This window comes from Bradyrhizobium genosp. P (genome assembly GCF_049949265.1).
GTDB lineage: Bacteria > Pseudomonadota > Alphaproteobacteria > Rhizobiales > Xanthobacteraceae > Bradyrhizobium.
Window position 1 is genome coordinate 853,088 of the sequence record NZ_CP188195.1, and the last position, 17,078, is coordinate 870,165.

Below are 17,078 nucleotides of genomic sequence, written 5' to 3' on the forward strand. Positions count from 1 at the left end.
AGCGCTTGCTCATCGCTTCGCTAATGCGCGGCAAGACGCATTGCACGACTGAACCCAAAGCGAGAAGGAAACGGAGACCATGGAGCTTGGATATTTCACCATGCCCTCGCATCCGCCAGAGTGCGGATTGAAGGAGGGCCACGACTGGGACCTGCAGACCCTGCGCTGGCTCGATGAGCTCGGCTACAAGGAGGCCTGGATCGGCGAGCATCACACGGCGCCGTGGGAGCCGCATCCGTCGCCCGATCTGCTGGTCGCGCAGGCGCTGCTGCAAACAAAAAATATCCGCATCGGGCCCGGCGGTTTCCTGCTGCCCTATCACCATCCGGCCGAACTCGCCAACCGGGTTGCGATGCTGGACCATCTCTCGAACGGACGTTTGAACTTCGGCGTCGCGGCCTCGGGACTGCCGAGCGACTGGGCGATGTTCAATGTCGACGGCATGTCGGGCCAGAACCGCGACATGACGCGCGAGGCGCTCGAGATCATTTTGAAGATGTGGACCGATCCTGCCCCGTGGACCTACAAGGGCAAGTTCTGGACGGTGACCAAGCCGGACACGATGTTCGACTTCCTCAAGCCGCACCTCAAGCCAAAGCAGGCGCCGCATCCGCCGATCGGCGTCGCCGGGCTGTCGAAAAATTCCGACACGCTGAAGCTCGCCGGCGAGCGCGGCTTCATCCCGATGAGCCTCAACCTCAACCCGGCCTATGTCGGCAGCCATTGGGACTCGGTCGAAGCCGGTGCCGCCAAGACCGGCCGCAAGCCGAGCCGCAGGGACTGGCGGCTGGTCCGCGAGGTGTTCGTCGCCGACACCGATGAGGAAGCCTGGAAGCTCTCGACCGGCGACATGATGGGCCGAATGATGGGCGAGTACTTCCTGCCGCTGCTCGGCCATTTCGGCTTCAAGGATTATCTGAAACACGCCCCCGACGTGCCTGACAGCGACGTCACCGTCGAATATTGCGCGCGCCGGAATTGGGTGGTCGGCTCGCCCAAGACCGTCACCGAGAAGATCGAGAAGATCTACCAGGAGGTCGGCGGCTTCGGCGTGCTGCTGGTGTTCGGCTTCGACTACAAGCACAAGCCGGAGGCCTGGCGGCGCTCGCTAGAACTCCTCAAAAACGAGGTGATGCCGCGGCTCAAGCATCTCGGCGCCGAGTTCGAGAAGGCGGCATGACAGCTGCGCGGGGTGCGGGGCTTGCCTCGCACCCCGTGTCGCATATTTTAAGGCGAGTTTTCGCCATTGGGGTTTGCGGCATGACGGTCGATGCACAGAGTTTCAAGCAGGCCATGCGCCATTGCGCCGGCGCGGTGGCGTTGGTGACGGTGGGCTCCGAGCCCGGGCGGCGGACCGGCCTGACCGTCACCTCGGCCTGCTCGCTGTCGGACAATCCGCCCTCGATCCTGGTCTGCGTCAATCGCAATGCCAGCGCCCACACCCGAATCCTCGAGGAGCGCCATTTCGTCATCAACTTCCTGAACGAGGAGCAAGCCCTGCTGGCGCTGACCTTCTCGGGCCAGAAGGGCGTCAATGGCGACGACCGCTTCTCCTTTGGCCGATGGACGGTCGGCGCCACCGGCGCGCCGGTGCTGGAAGATGCAGTCGCGGCGTTCGATTGCGTGCTGGCGCAGCAGCTCGAGACCAAGACCCATTCGGTCTTCATCGGCGAAGTCCAGCACGTTCGCGCGGCGACCACGGTCGATCCGCTGATCTATCTGCGCAGCGGCTTCCAGAGCGTGCGCAACATCCACGATCCGGTCGTGCTCGGCGATCTCGACGCCCGGCGCGTGAGCTGGAACGAGTTTTCGTGAGCGGTTGACAAGCGACGATCGCTGGATCGCCTGCCAACAATTCCTCCACCCGTCACGCGAACCGCCGAACGCTTCCCATAGTCAATCAGCAATGCTGACCAATCGATGGGCGCGCCAGAAATGCGAGCGTCATGGTATGGTGCTATCTCGCGTCGACACGGGAGAGTCCAATTATGAAGATCGTTGTGATTGGCGGTACCGGACTGATCGGCTCCAAGACCGTCGCCATCCTGCGCCAGCGCGGCCACGAGGTCGTCGCCGCCTCGCCCAAAAGCGGCATCAACGCCGTCACCGGCGAGGGGTTGAAGGAGGCCGTCGCCAACGCCGCCGTGGTGATCGATCTGGCCAATTCGCCTTCGTTTGAGAACGATGCCGTGATGGCGTTCTTCGAGACCTCCGGCCGCAATCTGCTCGCGGCGGAGGCAGCAGCGGGTGTCCAACACCATGTCGCACTCTCGATCGTCGGAACCGACCGGACGCCCGACAATGGTTACTTCCGCGCCAAGGTGGCCCAGGAGAAGCTGATCGGGCCATCCGGCATCCCCTACACCATCATCCGTGCGACCCAGTTCATGGAATTCATCGGGGTGATCGCCGACTCGAGTGGAGATGGAAATACGGTCAGGCTCTCTCCTGGTCTGTTCCAGCCGATCGCGGCGGAGGACGTTTCGGCCATGGTTGCGGATGTGGCGCTCGAAGTGCCGCGCAACGGCATCGTCGAGATCGCCGGCCCGGAGCGCGCGCCGTTCGACGAGATCATTGCCCGCTATTTGAAGGCGATCGGCGACCCGCGCGAGGTTGTGCGCGATCCCGAGGCCCGATACTGGGGTGGTCGGGTCGAGGAGCACTCGCTCGTCCCGTTGGGCGAGGCGCGCCTCGGCCGCATCGATCTCAACGAATGGCTGCGCCGCTCACGGGCAGGCACGTGATCGTCGAACGACGTTCTAGCCGTCCAGCCCGATCTTCAACGCCTTGATCTTGCGGTACAGCGTCGCGCGGCTGAGATTGAGCACCTTGGCTGCCTCCGTTACGCGTCCGCCGCTGGCGCGCAGCGCTTCGATGATGACGGCGCGCTCGCCGGCTGCCTGATCCGCCTCCATTGCCCGGCCGCCTGACGGCGGCAGATCGAGATCGGCCTCGCCGATGATGCCGCCCTCCGCCGTGCAACTGGCGAGCCGCAGCACGTGGCGGAGCTGGCGCATGTTGCCGGGGAAGGGATAGGACATGAGCTGCGCCCACGCATCGGGCGCGATGCGGTGTTGTGGGGCTTCCTCGCCGGCGATCTGCGCGATCACCTCACGCTTGTCGGCACGCTCGCGCAATGCGGGCAGCCGCACCTCCATGCCGCGCAGCCGGTAATACAGGTCGGAACGGAAGCTGCCGTCCTCCGCCATCGCGGCGAGGTCGCAGTGCGTGGCGCTGATCAGCCGGATATCGACGGCGACAGGCTTCAGCGCGCCGAGCGGCCAGACCTCGCGATTTTCAAGCACGCGCAACAGCCTTGTCTGCAGCGCCAGCGGCATGTCGCCGATCTCGTCGAGGAACAGCGTGCCGCCGCTCGCCTGCACGATCAGTCCCTTCGATCCGTCGCGCCGCGCCCCGGTGAAGGCGCCGGCCTCGTAGCCGAACAGCTCGGCATCGATCAGGCTCTCCGGCATCGCCGCGCAATTCAGCGCGACATAATTATTGCGGGCGCGGTTGCTCGCCGCGTGGATGGCGCGCGCGAACACGTCCTTGCCCGACCCAGTCTCGCCGCGCAGCAGGATCGGCAGGTCGAGATTACCGACCGTCATCAGCCGCTTGACGCCCTTGAGCAGCACGGGATCGCGGCCGGCGAGCCGGTGCAGGCCGCTGAATTGTCCAGCCCTGTCATCGCGCGGTGGCGCCGGCTGCGGGCGCGGCGATCTCGCGCGCAGCGGCGGCGCCACGCGGCCGTGGCCCCACGGCGTGCCGTCGGCGCGGCGCAGCGCAACGCTGTCTTCCGACGTTCTCCCGGCGCGGTCGTCGAGCTGGATCAGATGCGACAGGTCGATGCCATCGGCGATCATCGCGTCGTTCAAGCCGAACACCGCGCGCGCGGTGCGGCAGGCGCCGACGACGCGGCGGTCCTCGTCATAGGCGATCAGCCCGCTGCTCTCGCTGCCGGGCAGCGTCGCGACCCAGGAGGCGCGGTAATGCCGGCGGAAGATCGCGCGTTCGATCCGCCGCGTCGCGTCCGTGGTGACGGCCAATGCCAATTCATGGGCACCGCGGCCGAGATCGCTGCGGCACGAGGTGATGTTGACCGCGCCGGCGAGCCGGCCGGCGTGATCGAATAGCGGCGACACCGCACAGGTGAACATGTTCCACTGCTCGCGGAAATGCTCGTCGCGATGCACGATGATCGGCCGCTGCTCGGCGAGCGCGGTGCCGAGCCCGTTGGTGCCCTCAAAGGTCTCGGCGAAGTTGGAGCCGGTATAAATCTTCCACTCCAGGAACATCCGCGCATAGTCGCCCTCGGGCAGGCGGCTCACCAGCATGGTCGCATTGGGATCGGCGAGATTGACGCAATAGCCGGAGTCGCGAAGCACGCGTGCGAGGTCTTCCAGCTCGGGAAGGGCGGCCTGGATCAGCTCTTCCATCGGCTCGGCGATGTGCCGGACCTCGGTCTCGGTCAGCGTCTGCGGCGGGCCGCGCCGGGCCGGATCGAGCTTGTGGCTGACCAGGCAGCGCCGCCAGGATGCGGCAATCCGTGACTCGGTCTCGACGCCGGCCAGATGATTGGCCGCCGACAACACACGGGCGACGTGATTAGAGGCCGCGAGATTGGCCATCCAGAGGTCTCCACCCTGTATTTTGGGTGGAGTCTGGCACTCGGCGGCCGAATGTCAATTGGCCGGCAACGTCGCGGGAGGGGGCCTTTGGGTGGGGGAAGCGGGCGCTCGGGCGGCTGGCTCGTTCTACCTCTCCCGCGTGCGGGGGCGACCGCTGCGCTCGAGGAGCGCAGCGGGTGGGGCTGTTTCCAAGATGTGACCCGCGGAGAGAGCCCCCACCCCGGCCCTCCCTCGCAAGCGCCCGCAAGCGGGAGAGGGAGCGCAATCCTTGTGCGGCTGCCATTCGACCGAAGCCGTCATGCTTTAGGTTCCCCGGCCGTAAACAGCAGGAACGAGCGGCCGGTTACCTTGTAGGTGCTGTCGAAGTCAAATCGGCCTCCCGCGGGTTCCTCCGGCGCGCTGGTGTCCAGCAGCAGCGACCAGCGCGGACCGGCAGTGGTCTGCGGCAGCTTGAAATCGACCTCGCCTTCATAGCTGTTGAGGATCATCAGCACCGTGTCGTCCTCGCCCTGGCGCGCCACGGCGGTCTTGCGCGCACGTCCGTCCAGCAGCAGGCCGAAGCATTTGATCCAGCCGGTGGTCCAGTCGGATTGCGTCATCTCCGCGCCCGATGAGTTGATCCAGGTGACGTCGCGGATGTTGATCTGCGGGTCGCGATCGCCGCTGAGGAAGCGGCTGCGGCGCAGGATCGGATAATCGCGCCGCAGCTTGATCATCCGCTTGCTGAAGGCGAGCTGCTTCTCGGCGGCCTTGGTGAAATTCCAGTCGAACCAGGAGATGTCGCTGTCCTGGCAATAGGCATTGTTGTTGCCGCGCTGGGTGCGGCCGAATTCATCGCCGCCAAGCAGCATCGGCGTGCCCTGGGAGGCCAGCAATGTCGCCAGCATGTTGCGCTTCTGGCGCTCCCGCAAAGCGACGATATCGGGATTGTCGGTCGGGCCCTCGGCGCCGCAATTCCAGGAATGGTTATCCGAGGAACCGTCGTTGTTGTTCTCGCCGTTGGCCTCGTTGTGCTTGTTGTTGTAGCTCGCCCAGTCGTTCAGCGTGAAACCGTCATGGGCGGTGATGAAGTTGACGCTCGCCCAGGTGCGGCGCCCCTCGCGGTTGAACACGTCGTGCGAGCCGAGCAGCCGCGGTGCAATGGCCGACGGCGGCGCCTCGCCGCGCCAGAAATTGCGCATCGTGTCGCGAAATTTGTCGTTCCACTCCGCCCAGCCCGGCGGGAAGCCGCCGACCTGGTAGCCGCCGGGGCCGCAATCCCAGGGTTCGGCGATCAGCTTGACGGTTGCGAGCAGCGGGTCCTGGTCCATCGCCTTCAGGAAACCGCTCTGCTCGTCAAAGCCATAGACCTCGCGCGCCAGGATGGTGCCGAGGTCGAACCGGAAGCCGTCGACATGCATGTGGCCGGCCCAGTAGCGCAGGCTGTCCATCACCATCTGGATCACCCGCGGATGCGACAAATTGACGGTGTTGCCGGTGCCGGTGTCGTTGATGTAGTAGCGCCGCTTGTCGGGCAAGAGCCGGTAGTAACTCGCATTGTCGATGCCCTTGAACGATAGCGTCGGGCCGCGCTCGTTGCCTTCGGCGGTGTGGTTGTAGACCACGTCGAGGATCACCTCGAGGCCGGCGCCATGCAGCCGCGACACCATCTCCTTGAACTCGCGCAGGCTGTTGGCAACGTCGGCGGCATAGCGCGGGTCCGGCGCGAAGAAGCCGATCGTGTTGTAGCCCCAGTAATTGACGAGATGCTTGTCGAGCAGGTTGCTGTCGTTGATGAAGGAATGCACCGGCAGCAGCTCGACCGAGGTGATGCCGAGCGCTTTCAGATAGTCGATCGCGGCGGTCGCGCCGAAGCCGGCATAGGTGCCGCGCAGGTTTTCGGGAATGCCGGGGTGCTGCTTGGTAAAGCCCTTGACGTGCGCCTCGTAGACCACAGTCTCGTCCCAATGGGCTTCCTGCCGTTGCGGCTCCTGGGTCCAATCGAAATTGGGATCGACCACGACGCATTTCGGCATGAACGGCGCGCTGTCGCGCTCGTCGAAGGTGAGGTCGTCGCCGGTCTCCATCTTGTAGCCGAACACCGCCGGATTCCAGGTCAGTGTGCCTGCATGGGCGCGGGCATAGGGATCGAGCAGTAGCTTGTTCGGGTTGAAGCGGTGGCCGCCCTCCGGCTGGTACGGACCGTAGACGCGATAGCCATAAAATGCGCCGGGCTGCACGCCGTTGATGAAGCCGTGAAACACCTGGTCGGTATATTCGGGCAGCTCGAGGCGGTGGGTCTCGCGTTCGCCGTCGAACAGGCAGACCTCGACCTTGGTGGCATTGGCCGAAAACACCGCGAAATTGGTGCCGTTGCCGCTCCAATGAGCACCCAGCGGATAGGGCAGGCCTTCCTCAACGACGAAATCGGACATTGCAATCCCCAAAGCCATAAAGCAACCAGCAACAAACGCCGCAGCGCGGCAAATGTTGCATCGACTATTCTAGGGACAGCAACCAATGGTCCGTATGACGGTGAGGTGAGCACGCTGAGTGGGCTCTATGACCGTGAGGTGAGCACGCAGGTCAGGCTCCCCCCTTGCGGGGGAGGGTCGGGGCGAGGGGTAAGCCGCGGGTGCGATGATTGATGAGCGTATCGCTCTCGCAAATTTCGCTTGCTTGTCGCTGTGACGGATACGGAGAGTGCACGTCGTGTGGCACCCCTCTCCCCAACCCTCCCCCGCAAGGGGGGAGCGAGCCCTTCCGCCGGTGGCTCCCTCACACGCCAATCACTGATTTGCCCGACGGGTCAAGTCTCATCGAGTGAAATATTTCGGTTTACCGTAACGCCGGCTCAGCGTATGAATCGACCCGTCCCACCCGATTGAGGGGCGAGCGCACGTCACGAACGCTGCCGCCAAGACCAGATTGCCCAAAGCATCCGATAAATAGGAGGCTGACACCGTGCAGTCGCTCCCTTCCGCCGCGATCGTGCACCTCGCCCAACCTGTGCCTGTGAGGCGATAGTCAATCGTCAGCGTTACTGATCTTCCTCATCAACCAGGGGCGGCAACGCCTCAAATCAACCGCATGCCCTTCAAACTCGAATGCCCATTCTTGCCGACGATGATGTGGTCGTGCACGGCAATGCCGAGCGGCTTGGCGATCTCGACGATCGCCTTCGTCATCTGGATGTCGGCCTGCGACGGCGTCGGGTCGCCGCTCGGATGATTGTGCACCAGGATCAGCGCGGTCGCCGACAATTCCAGTGCGCGCTTGATCACCTCGCGCGGATAAACCGGCGTGTGGTCGACGGTGCCGGTTTGTTGCACTTCGTCGGCGATCAGTTGGTTGCGCTTGTCGAGGAACAGCAGGCGGAACTGCTCCTTGTCGGCGAAGGCCATGCCGGTGCGGCAATAGTCGATCACCTCGTTCCACGACGACAGTGCGACGCTGCGCTTGATCTCGCCTTTCGCGATCCGACCGGCGGCCGCGGCCAGCAGCTTGATCTGGTTGATCGAGGCGTCCTTGACGCCCTCGACTTCGCGCAACCGCGCCACCGGCGCATGCACCACCTCGGCGAACGAACCGAATTTCTTCAGCAGCGCCTTTGCCAAGGGCTTGGTGTCGCGCCGCGGAATAGAGGCAAACAGCGCCATCTCGAGCAGCTCATAGTCGCTCAGCGCCTCGTGGCCGGCGGCGTAGAAGCGCTCGCGCAGCCGCTCGCGATGGCCGTGATAGTGCGGCGTCTCGTCGGACTCGTCCTCGCTGTTACCGGTCTTGGCGGGCATCGGCCGCAACCATGCCGTGCCCGCCGGGTTTTGCAAGGGCCGATGACGCCGCGTCAAGCCCGACCGGTTTGCCTTGACCGAACGGCTGAACTACCGTTCGCGCTCCCGGGAATGTCGAGAAGGTGTTGGCGTGACGTCGTTCAAGGTGATCCGGGCCCGCGCCGAGAAGCGCAAGGGTGGCGCCAAGGCGCTGGAGAAGCTGCTGCATCCGCCGGCGAGCGCGAAGGCGCTCGGCAAGCTCGTCGACGATCGTGTGCTGGCCGAAATGAGCAAGCGCGTATTCTGCGCAGGCTTCGCCTGGAGCGTGATCGACGCCAAATGGCCCGGCTTCGAGGAGGCCTTCCTCGGCTTTGCGCCCGCCAAGCTCGCCTTTCAGCCCGACGAATATTGGGAGAAGCTGACCAGCGACACCAGGATCGTGCGCAACGGCGCCAAGATCATGTCGGTGCGCGACAATGGCCGCTTCGTGCACGAGATCGCGCGCGAGCACGGCAGTTTCGGCAAATTCCTTGCGACATGGCCGTCGTCGGACGAGGTCGGGCTCTTGAACCTGCTGGCCAAGCGCGGCAGCCGGCTCGGTGGCTACACCGGACAGATGCTGCTGCGCTTCCTCGGCTGGGACGCCTTCGTCACCTCGAAGGACGTCGTCATCTGCCTGCGCGATGCCGGCCTCGATATCGCCGAGCAGGTCACCTCGAAGCGCGACCTCGCCAAGGTGCAGGCGCAGTTCAACGCCTGGGCCGAAGAGACCGGTCTGCCCTACACCCACATCTCGCGCATCTGCGCGATGTCGATCGGAGAGAACCATACGCCGGAGGAAATCGTCGCGCGCACGCGCAGCGACTATTGACGACGTCGCGATTGATTACACCGCCACCCAGGGCTTTTCGCCATGGCGCTCGGACAGCGTGAAAATCTCGACGCCGGTGGCGGTGACGCCGACCGAGTGCTCGAACTGTGCCGACAGCGATCGGTCGCGGGTCACCGCGGTCCAGCCGTCGGACAGGATCTTCACATGCGGCTTGCCGAGATTGATCATCGGTTCGATGGTGAAGAACATGCCGGGCCTGAGCGGCACGCCTTCGCCCGGACGGCCGATATGGATGATGTTCGGCTCGTCGTGGAACAGGCGGCCGAGGCCATGGCCGCAGAAATCACGCACCACGCTCATGCCTTGCGGCTCGACATAGCTCTGGATGGCGTGGCCAATATCGCCGGTGGTGGCGCCGGGCTTCACCGCGGCGATGCCGCGCATCATCGACTCATAGGTGACCTCGATCAGGCGCTCGGCCTTGCGAGCGATCGGGCCGATCGCATACATGCGGCTGGAATCGCCGTACCAGCCGTCGACGATGAAGGTGACGTCGATATTGACGATGTCGCCCTCCTTCAGCGGGCGGTCGCCGGGCATGCCGTGGCAGACCACGTGATTGATCGAGGTGCAGGTCGAGTAGCGATAGCCGCGATACATCAGCGTCGCCGGATAGGCGCCGTGGCTGAAGGCGAAGTCGCGGACGAAATCGTCGATGACCGAGGTCGGGACGCTCGGCTTGATGACGTCGGTGAGCGCGTCGAGGCACTTCGACACCAGATTGCCTGCCTTGCGCATGCCGGCAAAGCCGCTCTCGCCGTGCAGCTTGATCTGGCCGGTCTTGCGGAGGGAGGTGGTGTCGTTGGCTTCGATATAGTTCATGGGCTGATAGCTTCGCGGGCAAAAGGGCTGATTTGGGGGCCTAATCTAATGATCGTGGCGGCCGGTGCAAGCCAAGGTTGGGCATGGGGACAATGTCCTGGGGGCTGAGTCTAACTGGAAACCTCCACCACGCTCTCCACCGGGAGCGCACCGCCGCGGACCCGGAGTTCCCGCACCGGATAGGGCACCCGGATGCCCTCACGCTTGAAGGCATCCCACAGCGCCAGCATGACGTCGCTCTTCACATTGTCCATGCCGTCGGGGTCGGCGATCCAGAAGGTCAGGGAGAATTTCATGCCCAGTTCGACGAACTCGGTCAGGATGCAGTTTGGCGGCTTGCCCTTGAGTGCGCGCGCGTGGGACGCGGCGGTCTCGACCGAGAGCTTGCAGACCAGCCTGGGATCGGCGTCGTAATTGGCGGCAAAGGCGATCTTCACCAGCGTGTTCTTGTCGGTATAGGTCCAGTTGGTGACCTTCTGCGTCACCAGGTCTTCGTTCGGGATCAGGAATTCGCGGCCATCGCCGGCGGCGACCGAGATGTAGCGGGTCTTCATCGCGCTGATCTTGCCCGAGCTGTCGCCGATCGTGACGAGGTCGCCCGGCTTGACCGATTTGTCGACCAGCAGGATCAGCCCGCTGATGAAGTTGGCGACGATCTTCTGCAGACCGAGACCGATGCCGACGCCGGCAGCACCCGTGAACACCGCGAGCGCCGAGAGATTGATGCCGACCGCGTCGAGCGCGACCGCGATCGCCACCACCATCAAGCCGATACGGATGATCTTGACCAGCAGCACCTGGATCGACGGCGTCAGGTCGGAGGCGCGGTTGATGCGGCTCTCGGCAAAATTGCTGGCGATGTTGGTCAGCCACAGCGCCACGATCAGGACTGCGCCGGCCTTGATCAGGAGCAGCGGCGTCAGCCGCAGGCCGCCGACCACCACGGCGAACGAATCCAGCGTGTCGGCGGCCCAGTCGAGCTGGCCGATGATGCTGAGCGCCGCGACCACCCAGGCCGAGATCGACACCAGCTTGACGATGAAGGCGTTGTCGATCACCGACGTCACGAGACGGATCACCAGCCAGGCCAGCGCCAGCTTGGCGGAGACCGCGATCAGGTAGCTGCGGCTCGGCCAGGTCGTGTGCCACATGACGATGCGCGAGATGATCATCAGGACCGCGAACACGGCGGTGGAGGCGCTCGTCACCATCACGCGTGCAAAGTGCCGGAGCGGCAGCGGCCAGCGTATCGCCAGCGACGACAGGTTGACCCGCGCGTGAATCGCGGTGTCGGCCGCATACGCGATCCCGGCGGCCGCGAGCATGATGCCGAACTGCAGGTAGAACCAGGGCGAGGCGATCTCGGCGCCGACCGAGCGCGCCGCCGTTTGGATCGATTCCAGGAGGTCGTTCAGGCCCATGTCCATCAGCAAAATCTCAACTCAAGCGCGGGTCAGGCAAATGTGATTCGAATGCCCGGTAGAATCCCACAAAGGCGCTCGTCCAACCATCGATACAATACAGTGCCGAGGCGCCGTAAGGCTGTAAAACCGGGCACATTGCCGCTGATGTCATAAAATGGGTTGGCGTCCAAGTGTGGCGACGATAAGGATGCAATTGCAAGTATTTCACAGCCCTGAAGGCGCAAGTTCTAAAGGTTCATGGCTTCCCTCGACTCGGTCAGCATAGCGATCCTGCTCGGCGCGGCCCTGGTGATGGCCGGCATCCTGTCGAGCCTGCTGGCATTGCGGTTCGGCGCCCCACTGCTGCTGGTGTTCTTGCTGGTCGGCATGCTGGCCGGGGATTCCGGGCCGGGCCGGCTGCAATTCGACGACGTCCGCACCACCTATCTGGTCGGCTCGGTGGCGCTGGCGCTGATCCTGTTCGACGGCGGATTGAAGACGCGGTTTACCAGCATCCGCACCGTGCTGGCGCCTTCGATGATGCTGGCGACGGTCGGCGTGCTGCTGACCGCGCTGATCACGGCGCCGGTCGCCCGCTATGTGCTCGATCTCAACTGGACCGAGGCGCTCCTGGTCGGCGCTGTCGTCGCCTCGACCGACGCCGCGGCGGTGTTTCTGCTGGTGCACACGCAGGGTCTGCGGCTGCGCCCGCGCGTCGGCGCGACGCTGGAGGCGGAATCCGGCACCAATGATCCGTTCGCGATCTTCCTCACCTTGATGCTGGTCGAGTTCATCTCGGTCGGCCAAAGCTCGGCGTCGCACATTGCGATGGAGTTCATCCAGGAGGCGGTGCTCGGCGCCATCATCGGGGTGATCGGCGGGCGGCTGGTGGTGCTGGCGCTGAACTATGTGGCGCTGCCGCAGGGCCTGCATGCGCCGTTCGTCACGACAGCCGCGCTGGTGATCTTCGGCGGCTCGCAGATCGTGCATGCCTCCGGCTTTCTCGCCGTCTACCTCGCCGGTATCATCATCGGCAACCGGCCGACCCGCGCGCACAATTCCGTGGTGACGTTCCTCGATGCCGCGACCTGGCTGGCGCAGATCGTGATGTTCGTGCTGCTCGGCCTGCTGGTCTCGCCGCATCGGCTGCTGTCGAGCGCGGGCGGCGCGGTGGCGGTGGCATTTGCGCTGATGCTGGTGGCGCGGCCGCTGGCGGTGCTGATTTGTCTCGCGCCATTCAAGTTCAACTGGCGGGAGAAGGTCTTCATCGCCTGGACCGGCCTGCGTGGCGCGGTCGCGATCTTCCTGGCCTCGATCCCGATGCTGGTCGGCCTGTCGAAGGCCTACCTCTATTTCGACGTCGCTTTCGTCGTCGTCATCATCTCGCTGTTGTTGCAGGGCTGGACGCTGGCACCGGCGGCGCGGCGGCTGCATGTGGCGCTGCCACGCGCCGAACGCGGGCCGCGGCGTGTCGAACTGGATCTGCCCGGCCAGCTCGAGCAGCAGCTGGTCGGCTATCCCGTGCGGCCGAAGAGCCTGTATTTCCGGCGCGGGTTGATCCCGTCCTGGTCGAAGCCGACGCTGGTGATCCGCAATGAGCAGATCCTGACCCCTGTAGAGGCCGACCCGGTCGCGCCCGGCGACTATATCTACCTGTTGGCGCCGCCGGAGCGCGCCGAGGCGCTCGACCGCTTCTTCGTCGACATGCCGCCATCGGCCACGCCGGATCCGCATCTGCTCGGCGACTTCATGGTGTCGGGCGAGCACACGTTGGGCGAACTCGCCGAGATCTATGGCGTCAAGGTCGACGAGCAGCAGGCCAAGCTGACGCTCGCCGATTATTTCGACGTCAACCTCGACAGCGCGCCGAAGGAAGGCGCCGAACTCGCGCTCGATTCGATCGTGCTGGTGGCGCGCAATATCGGCGGCGGCCGCGTCAATGTCGTCGGCCTCCGCTTGCCGGAGGAAGACGAGGAGGCTGCGCCGCAGACGCGCATGCAGACGGTCCGGCGCAAGCTCGCCGACATCTGGGCGTCGGTGGCCGGCGTCTGAGGCTTGGAGCGTTTTCGAGCGAAGTGGACGCCGGTTCGCGTAAGGAAAACGCGTCAAAACAAGAATCTAGTCTGGGGCCGCGTCTCACTGCTTGCGGAGGAAGCTCGAATCCGGCGCGAATTTCTTGATCATGTCCGACAGGCCGTCGTCGGCGGGCGGGCTCGGCGTATCCTTGGCGACGGGGGCAGGCCCGGCCGGAGCGGCAGGGCCGGGGAGCTTCTCGCCGGATATCTCGGCCAACGCCGCGAGCAGTGACTCATCCAGATCGTCAGCCAGCGCACTCGCGGGCGGTGCGCTGGCGGGCGGCACCGGCGGCGGCGTAAGCTTCTGCTCCCTCGGCACAATGCGGATCTCTGGCTCCCGCTTCGTCAACAGCGGCGGCGGTTCCGGCGCCGCAGCAGGCCTTGGCGGATCAATGCGCCCAGTGGACGCTTCCGCGACGGCGGCAGGTGTGCTTGCCGGGATCGGGGGCGGCGATGGAGCGGGCTCCGGATCCCTCGTCAAATCCTGCGTCAGATCGTTCGTCAGATCTCTGGGTACGCTGCGGAAGGCCGGCTCCCGCCGGGTCACCGGCGATGGCCGATTCTCTGCCGCCCTGGCTGGTGGTGGCGGGTCGGGACGTTCGGCGGCGGTCTTGGCGGTTGCTTCTTCGAAGGCCGCGATCAGCGATGCCTCGAGATCTGCGGCCGGGTCGGCCGGCACCGGGGGCGGCTGTGGCACCGGCACTGGAGGTGGCGGTGTCTTGTTACCGCGCGCGCGGGCGATGATCCCGTCAACGATTGCGCCGAGCCGGCTCTTGTCGGGCGCGGCGAGGTAGCTGATCGCCAGTTCGTCGACATATTGCGGTCCGTAGTCGGCCAGGACACGGGCGAGTTGCGCGATATCTGGATCGCGCTCGACCAGCAGGCGCCAGGCTTCCTTGTCGTAGGGCGTACCGTTGCTCTTGGCCGGCCACGTGACGCGGCGGGACTGACGCGGCGGGGCGGAGTCCCGCGAGACCAAGGGTTCGAATTTCGGCGGCTGCAGCCCGGGTCCCGTCAGGGCAAGGTCAAGGCCCGCCGGGACCGCTACCGCGACATTCGCCCGGCGCCGGCTGTGCTCGGCGACCTGAAGCGAGATCAGCCCGATACCCATCAGCAGGAATCCCAGCGCGGCCCATGCGACCGTCGCGCACATGAGCATTCCGGTCAGCAACAATATCCAGCCAGCAAATCGCAAAACGTATCTTCCCCATGCGTCCGACCCGACGCTCCAGCGCGGGTCTAACCGTCAAGCTTGGCTATCTTATGCCCGCTTTCGCGGAAACAGAAAGCTAGGAGGTCGCCGTCAGCACCTTGACACCGCCGAAGGCGGTCACTTGGCCGCGGCGCAGCATGACGATCTGGGTGGCCAACTGGCGCAGCTCGGCGGCGTCGTGGCTGACATAGACCATCGGAATACCGGCCTCGTCCCGCAGCCGCATCAGATAGGGCAGAATCTCCAGCTTGCGGCCTTCGTCGAGCGCGCCCAGCGGCTCGTCCAGCAGCAACAGCCGCGGTTTGGACAACAGCGCCCGGCCAAGCGCGATGCGCTGACGCTCGCCGCCGGAGAGTTTCCCGGGGCGCCGGTCAAGCAGGGCGCCGATATCGAGCAGGTCGACCACGCGCTTGCGCTGCGCCGGATCGTCGGTGAGACCGTTCATGCGCCGGCCATAGTCGAGATTTTGCCGGACGTCGAGATGGGGGAACAGTCGCGCGTCCTGGAACACGTAGCCGATCCGGCGGCGATAGGTCGGGACGTGGATACCGGCTGCGGTGTCGTCGACAGTTTCGCCGTCGATCACGATGGTGCCGCGGTCAGGGCGCAACAGCCCCGCAATGGTGTTGATCAGCGTGGTCTTGCCGGAGCCGGAGGCTCCAAACAGGCCGGTGACGCGGCCTTCGCTGGTGAAGGACGCTGTAAGGGCGAACTCGCCGAGCTGCTTGGTGATGTCGACACGCAGCATCGCTATTGTCCGTGCACGCGCGCGGTCGCGCGGCGCGCGAACCATTCCGCGGCAACCAGCGCAGCCATCGCAATCGCGATCGAAATGAGGACGAGCCGTCCGGCGGCGGCGTCGCCGTCCGGCGTCTGGATCAGCGAATAGATGGCGGACGAGATGGTCTGGGTTTCGCCGGGAATGTTGGAGACGAAGGTGATCGTCGCGCCGAACTCGCCGATCGCCTTGGCAAAGCCGAGCATCATGCCGGCCAGCACGCCGGGCAAAGCGAGCGGCAGCGTTACCGTCGCGAACACCCGCCAGGGCGCGGCGCCGAGCGTTTCGGCCGCCTGCTCGAGACGCCGGTCGACCGCCTCGATCGAGAGGCGGATCGGCCGCACCAGAAGTGGAAATGACATGATGCCGCAGGCCAGCGCCGCGCCGGTCCAGCGGAACGCGAAGACGATTCCGAGATGGTCGGCAAGCCATGCTCCGACCAGGCCGCGCTTGCCGAATGTCAGCAGCAGCAGATAGCCGGTGACGACCGGCGGCAGCACGAGCGGCAGATGCACGACGGCGTCGAGGATGGATTTACCCCAGAAATCTCGCCGTGCCAGCAGCCAGGCGAGCGCGATCCCGAACGGGGTCGCCACCAGCGTTGCGATGACGGCGACCCGCAGTGAAAGCAGGATCGCCGTCCATTCGGTCGGCGAGATCTCGAACACTTAGGTCGTCGGGGTGATCAGGAATTTGAAGCCGTATTTCTCGAGGATCGTCTTCGCCGCCGAGGAGCGCAGGAAGGCGAGATAGTTTGATGTCTCCGGCTTCGCGGTCGTGGTCGCCGCGACCGGATAGATGATGGGAGGGTGGGTGTCGGCCGGGAAGGTGCCGACGATCTTGACGCCCGGTTCGACCTTGGCGTCGGTCGAATAGACGATGCCGAGCACGGCTTCGCCGCGCGCTACCAGCGTCAGCGCCGCGCGCACGCTTTCGGCCATCGCGAATTTCGGCTCCGCCGCCTGCCATGCGCCGAGCTTCTCCAGCGCGGCCTTGGCATATTTGCCGACCGGCACCGCCTTGACGTCGCCGGTCGCAATCTTGCCGTCGCCGGCGAGCTTGGCGAGGTCGAAGCCCGGGCCGATGTCGACATTGCCGATCTTGGAGTCCTTCGGCGCGATCAGCACGATCGAGTTGCCGAGCAGGTTGACCCGGGTCGGCTCGTTGATGTTCTTCTGCTTGATCGCGTAGTCCATCCAGTCGGTGTCGGCGGAGACGAACACGTCGGCCGGCGCGCCCTGCTCGATCTGTTTTGCCAATGCCGAGCTTGCAGCATAGCTCGCGTTGACCTTGACGCCGGTCTTGGCGGTATAGGCCGCGTCGATGTCGTCGAGCGCATTCTTCATCGAGGCCGCGGCAAAGACGGTGAGCGTCTTGTCGTCGGCGCTGGCAGGCGAATGCATCGCGCCGAGCAGAATGACGAAGGCAGTGAAAAGTCCGGCAATACGTGACATGGAAGGCGCTCCGTGCGAGTTCGCGCGCGAACGGGCACGCGCAAATCAGGCGTTGGCTTGAGGT

14 protein-coding genes are annotated in these 17,078 nt (G+C 65.0%); 5 read left to right on the forward strand and 9 right to left on the reverse strand.

What is annotated here, in order from left to right; translation table 11 throughout:
- Nucleotides 1-79: 79 nt before the first annotated feature.
- The 3 genes from ACP2YO_RS04220 to ACP2YO_RS04230 all read left to right on the forward strand — a co-directional run bounded on the left by ACP2YO_RS04220 (nt 80) and on the right by ACP2YO_RS04230 (nt 2,744).
- Nucleotides 80-1,180 carry an LLM class flavin-dependent oxidoreductase gene (locus tag ACP2YO_RS04220; RefSeq protein WP_426439340.1) on the forward strand — a complete coding sequence of 367 codons (1,101 nt, stop codon included), beginning with the start codon at nt 80-82 and terminating at the stop codon, nt 1,178-1,180.
- An 80-nt stretch (nt 1,181-1,260) separates the two neighbouring features.
- Nucleotides 1,261-1,815: a flavin reductase family protein gene (locus tag ACP2YO_RS04225; RefSeq protein WP_426439342.1), complete on the forward strand. Its 555-nt coding sequence runs from the start codon at nt 1,261-1,263 to the stop codon at nt 1,813-1,815.
- 173 nt (nt 1,816-1,988) lie between these two features.
- Nucleotides 1,989-2,744 (forward strand): SDR family oxidoreductase, encoded by a 756-nt coding sequence (locus ACP2YO_RS04230; protein ID WP_426439344.1) that lies wholly within the window; start codon nt 1,989-1,991, stop codon nt 2,742-2,744.
- Between the two features lie 15 nt (nt 2,745-2,759).
- Here ACP2YO_RS04230 and ACP2YO_RS04235 read toward each other — a convergent pair whose 3' ends face one another.
- The 3 genes from ACP2YO_RS04235 to radC all read right to left on the reverse strand — a co-directional run bounded on the left by ACP2YO_RS04235 (nt 2,760) and on the right by radC (nt 8,398).
- Nucleotides 2,760-4,628 (reverse strand): sigma-54-dependent Fis family transcriptional regulator, encoded by a 1,869-nt coding sequence (locus ACP2YO_RS04235; protein WP_426439346.1) that lies wholly within the window; start codon nt 4,626-4,628, stop codon nt 2,760-2,762.
- A 296-nt stretch (nt 4,629-4,924) separates the two neighbouring features.
- Entirely contained in the window at nt 4,925-7,042 is a 2,118-nt protein-coding gene (glgX, locus tag ACP2YO_RS04240; RefSeq protein ID WP_426439348.1) for a glycogen debranching protein GlgX, read from the reverse strand.
- Nucleotides 7,043-7,684: 642 nt separating this feature from the next.
- A complete protein-coding gene (gene radC, locus ACP2YO_RS04245) occupies nt 7,685-8,398 on the reverse strand; it encodes a RadC family protein (RefSeq protein ID WP_426439350.1) in 714 nt (237 codons plus the stop codon).
- 130 nt (nt 8,399-8,528) lie between these two features.
- On the opposite strand from radC, the gene ACP2YO_RS04250 reads away from it, so the two are divergent.
- Nucleotides 8,529-9,248 carry a DNA-3-methyladenine glycosylase I gene (locus tag ACP2YO_RS04250; protein WP_426439352.1) on the forward strand — a complete coding sequence of 240 codons (720 nt, stop codon included), beginning with the start codon at nt 8,529-8,531 and terminating at the stop codon, nt 9,246-9,248.
- A gap of 15 nt (nt 9,249-9,263) precedes the next feature.
- On the opposite strand, the gene map is transcribed toward ACP2YO_RS04250, so the two are convergent.
- Nucleotides 9,264-10,091, reverse strand: a complete 828-nt coding sequence (gene map, locus ACP2YO_RS04255) for a type I methionyl aminopeptidase (protein ID WP_426439355.1) — start codon at nt 10,089-10,091, stop codon at nt 9,264-9,266.
- Between the two features lie 110 nt (nt 10,092-10,201).
- On the reverse strand, nt 10,202-11,518 hold the full coding sequence (locus ACP2YO_RS04260) for a mechanosensitive ion channel family protein (RefSeq protein WP_426439357.1): 1,317 nt from the start codon (nt 11,516-11,518) through the stop codon (nt 10,202-10,204).
- A 234-nt stretch (nt 11,519-11,752) separates the two neighbouring features.
- Between ACP2YO_RS04260 and ACP2YO_RS04265 the strand changes: the two genes are divergently transcribed.
- Nucleotides 11,753-13,546 (forward strand): potassium/proton antiporter, encoded by a 1,794-nt coding sequence (locus ACP2YO_RS04265; protein WP_426439359.1) that lies wholly within the window; start codon nt 11,753-11,755, stop codon nt 13,544-13,546.
- A gap of 84 nt (nt 13,547-13,630) precedes the next feature.
- Here the strand turns inward: ACP2YO_RS04265 and ACP2YO_RS04270 are convergent, their stop codons facing one another.
- From ACP2YO_RS04270 to modA, 4 genes are all read right to left on the reverse strand, one after another.
- Nucleotides 13,631-14,722, reverse strand: coding sequence for a hypothetical protein (locus tag ACP2YO_RS04270; RefSeq protein WP_426439361.1), 1,092 nt, complete (start codon nt 14,720-14,722; stop codon nt 13,631-13,633).
- 136 nt (nt 14,723-14,858) lie between these two features.
- Nucleotides 14,859-15,530, reverse strand: coding sequence for a molybdenum ABC transporter ATP-binding protein (gene modC / locus ACP2YO_RS04275; RefSeq protein WP_426439363.1), 672 nt, complete (start codon nt 15,528-15,530; stop codon nt 14,859-14,861).
- 2 nt (nt 15,531-15,532) lie between these two features.
- On the reverse strand, nt 15,533-16,228 hold the full coding sequence (gene modB, locus ACP2YO_RS04280; protein ID WP_426439365.1) for a molybdate ABC transporter permease subunit: 696 nt from the start codon (nt 16,226-16,228) through the stop codon (nt 15,533-15,535).
- Nucleotides 16,229-17,014 (reverse strand): molybdate ABC transporter substrate-binding protein, encoded by a 786-nt coding sequence (gene modA / locus ACP2YO_RS04285; RefSeq protein WP_426439367.1) that lies wholly within the window; start codon nt 17,012-17,014, stop codon nt 16,229-16,231.
- Between the last annotated feature and the right edge of the window lie 64 nt (nt 17,015-17,078).

Coding starts and splice junctions, on each gene's coding strand:
- ACP2YO_RS04230 (WP_426439344.1), top strand. CDS start 1,989: ATGAAGATCGTTGTGATTGGCGGTACCGGACTGATCGGCTCCAAGACC.
- ACP2YO_RS04270 (WP_426439361.1), bottom strand. CDS start 14,722: ATGTGCGCGACGGTCGCATGGGCCGCGCTGGGATTCCTGCTGATGGGT.
- radC (WP_426439350.1), bottom strand. CDS start 8,398: ATGCCCGCCAAGACCGGTAACAGCGAGGACGAGTCCGACGAGACGCCG.
- ACP2YO_RS04220 (WP_426439340.1), top strand. CDS start 80: ATGGAGCTTGGATATTTCACCATGCCCTCGCATCCGCCAGAGTGCGGA.
- map (WP_426439355.1), bottom strand. CDS start 10,091: ATGAACTATATCGAAGCCAACGACACCACCTCCCTCCGCAAGACCGGC.
- glgX (WP_426439348.1), bottom strand. CDS start 7,042: ATGTCCGATTTCGTCGTTGAGGAAGGCCTGCCCTATCCGCTGGGTGCT.
- ACP2YO_RS04235 (WP_426439346.1), bottom strand. CDS start 4,628: ATGGCCAATCTCGCGGCCTCTAATCACGTCGCCCGTGTGTTGTCGGCG.
- ACP2YO_RS04225 (WP_426439342.1), top strand. CDS start 1,261: ATGACGGTCGATGCACAGAGTTTCAAGCAGGCCATGCGCCATTGCGCC.
- modC (WP_426439363.1), bottom strand. CDS start 15,530: ATGCTGCGTGTCGACATCACCAAGCAGCTCGGCGAGTTCGCCCTTACA.
- ACP2YO_RS04265 (WP_426439359.1), top strand. CDS start 11,753: ATGGCTTCCCTCGACTCGGTCAGCATAGCGATCCTGCTCGGCGCGGCC.
- ACP2YO_RS04260 (WP_426439357.1), bottom strand. CDS start 11,518: ATGGACATGGGCCTGAACGACCTCCTGGAATCGATCCAAACGGCGGCG.
- modA (WP_426439367.1), bottom strand. CDS start 17,014: ATGTCACGTATTGCCGGACTTTTCACTGCCTTCGTCATTCTGCTCGGC.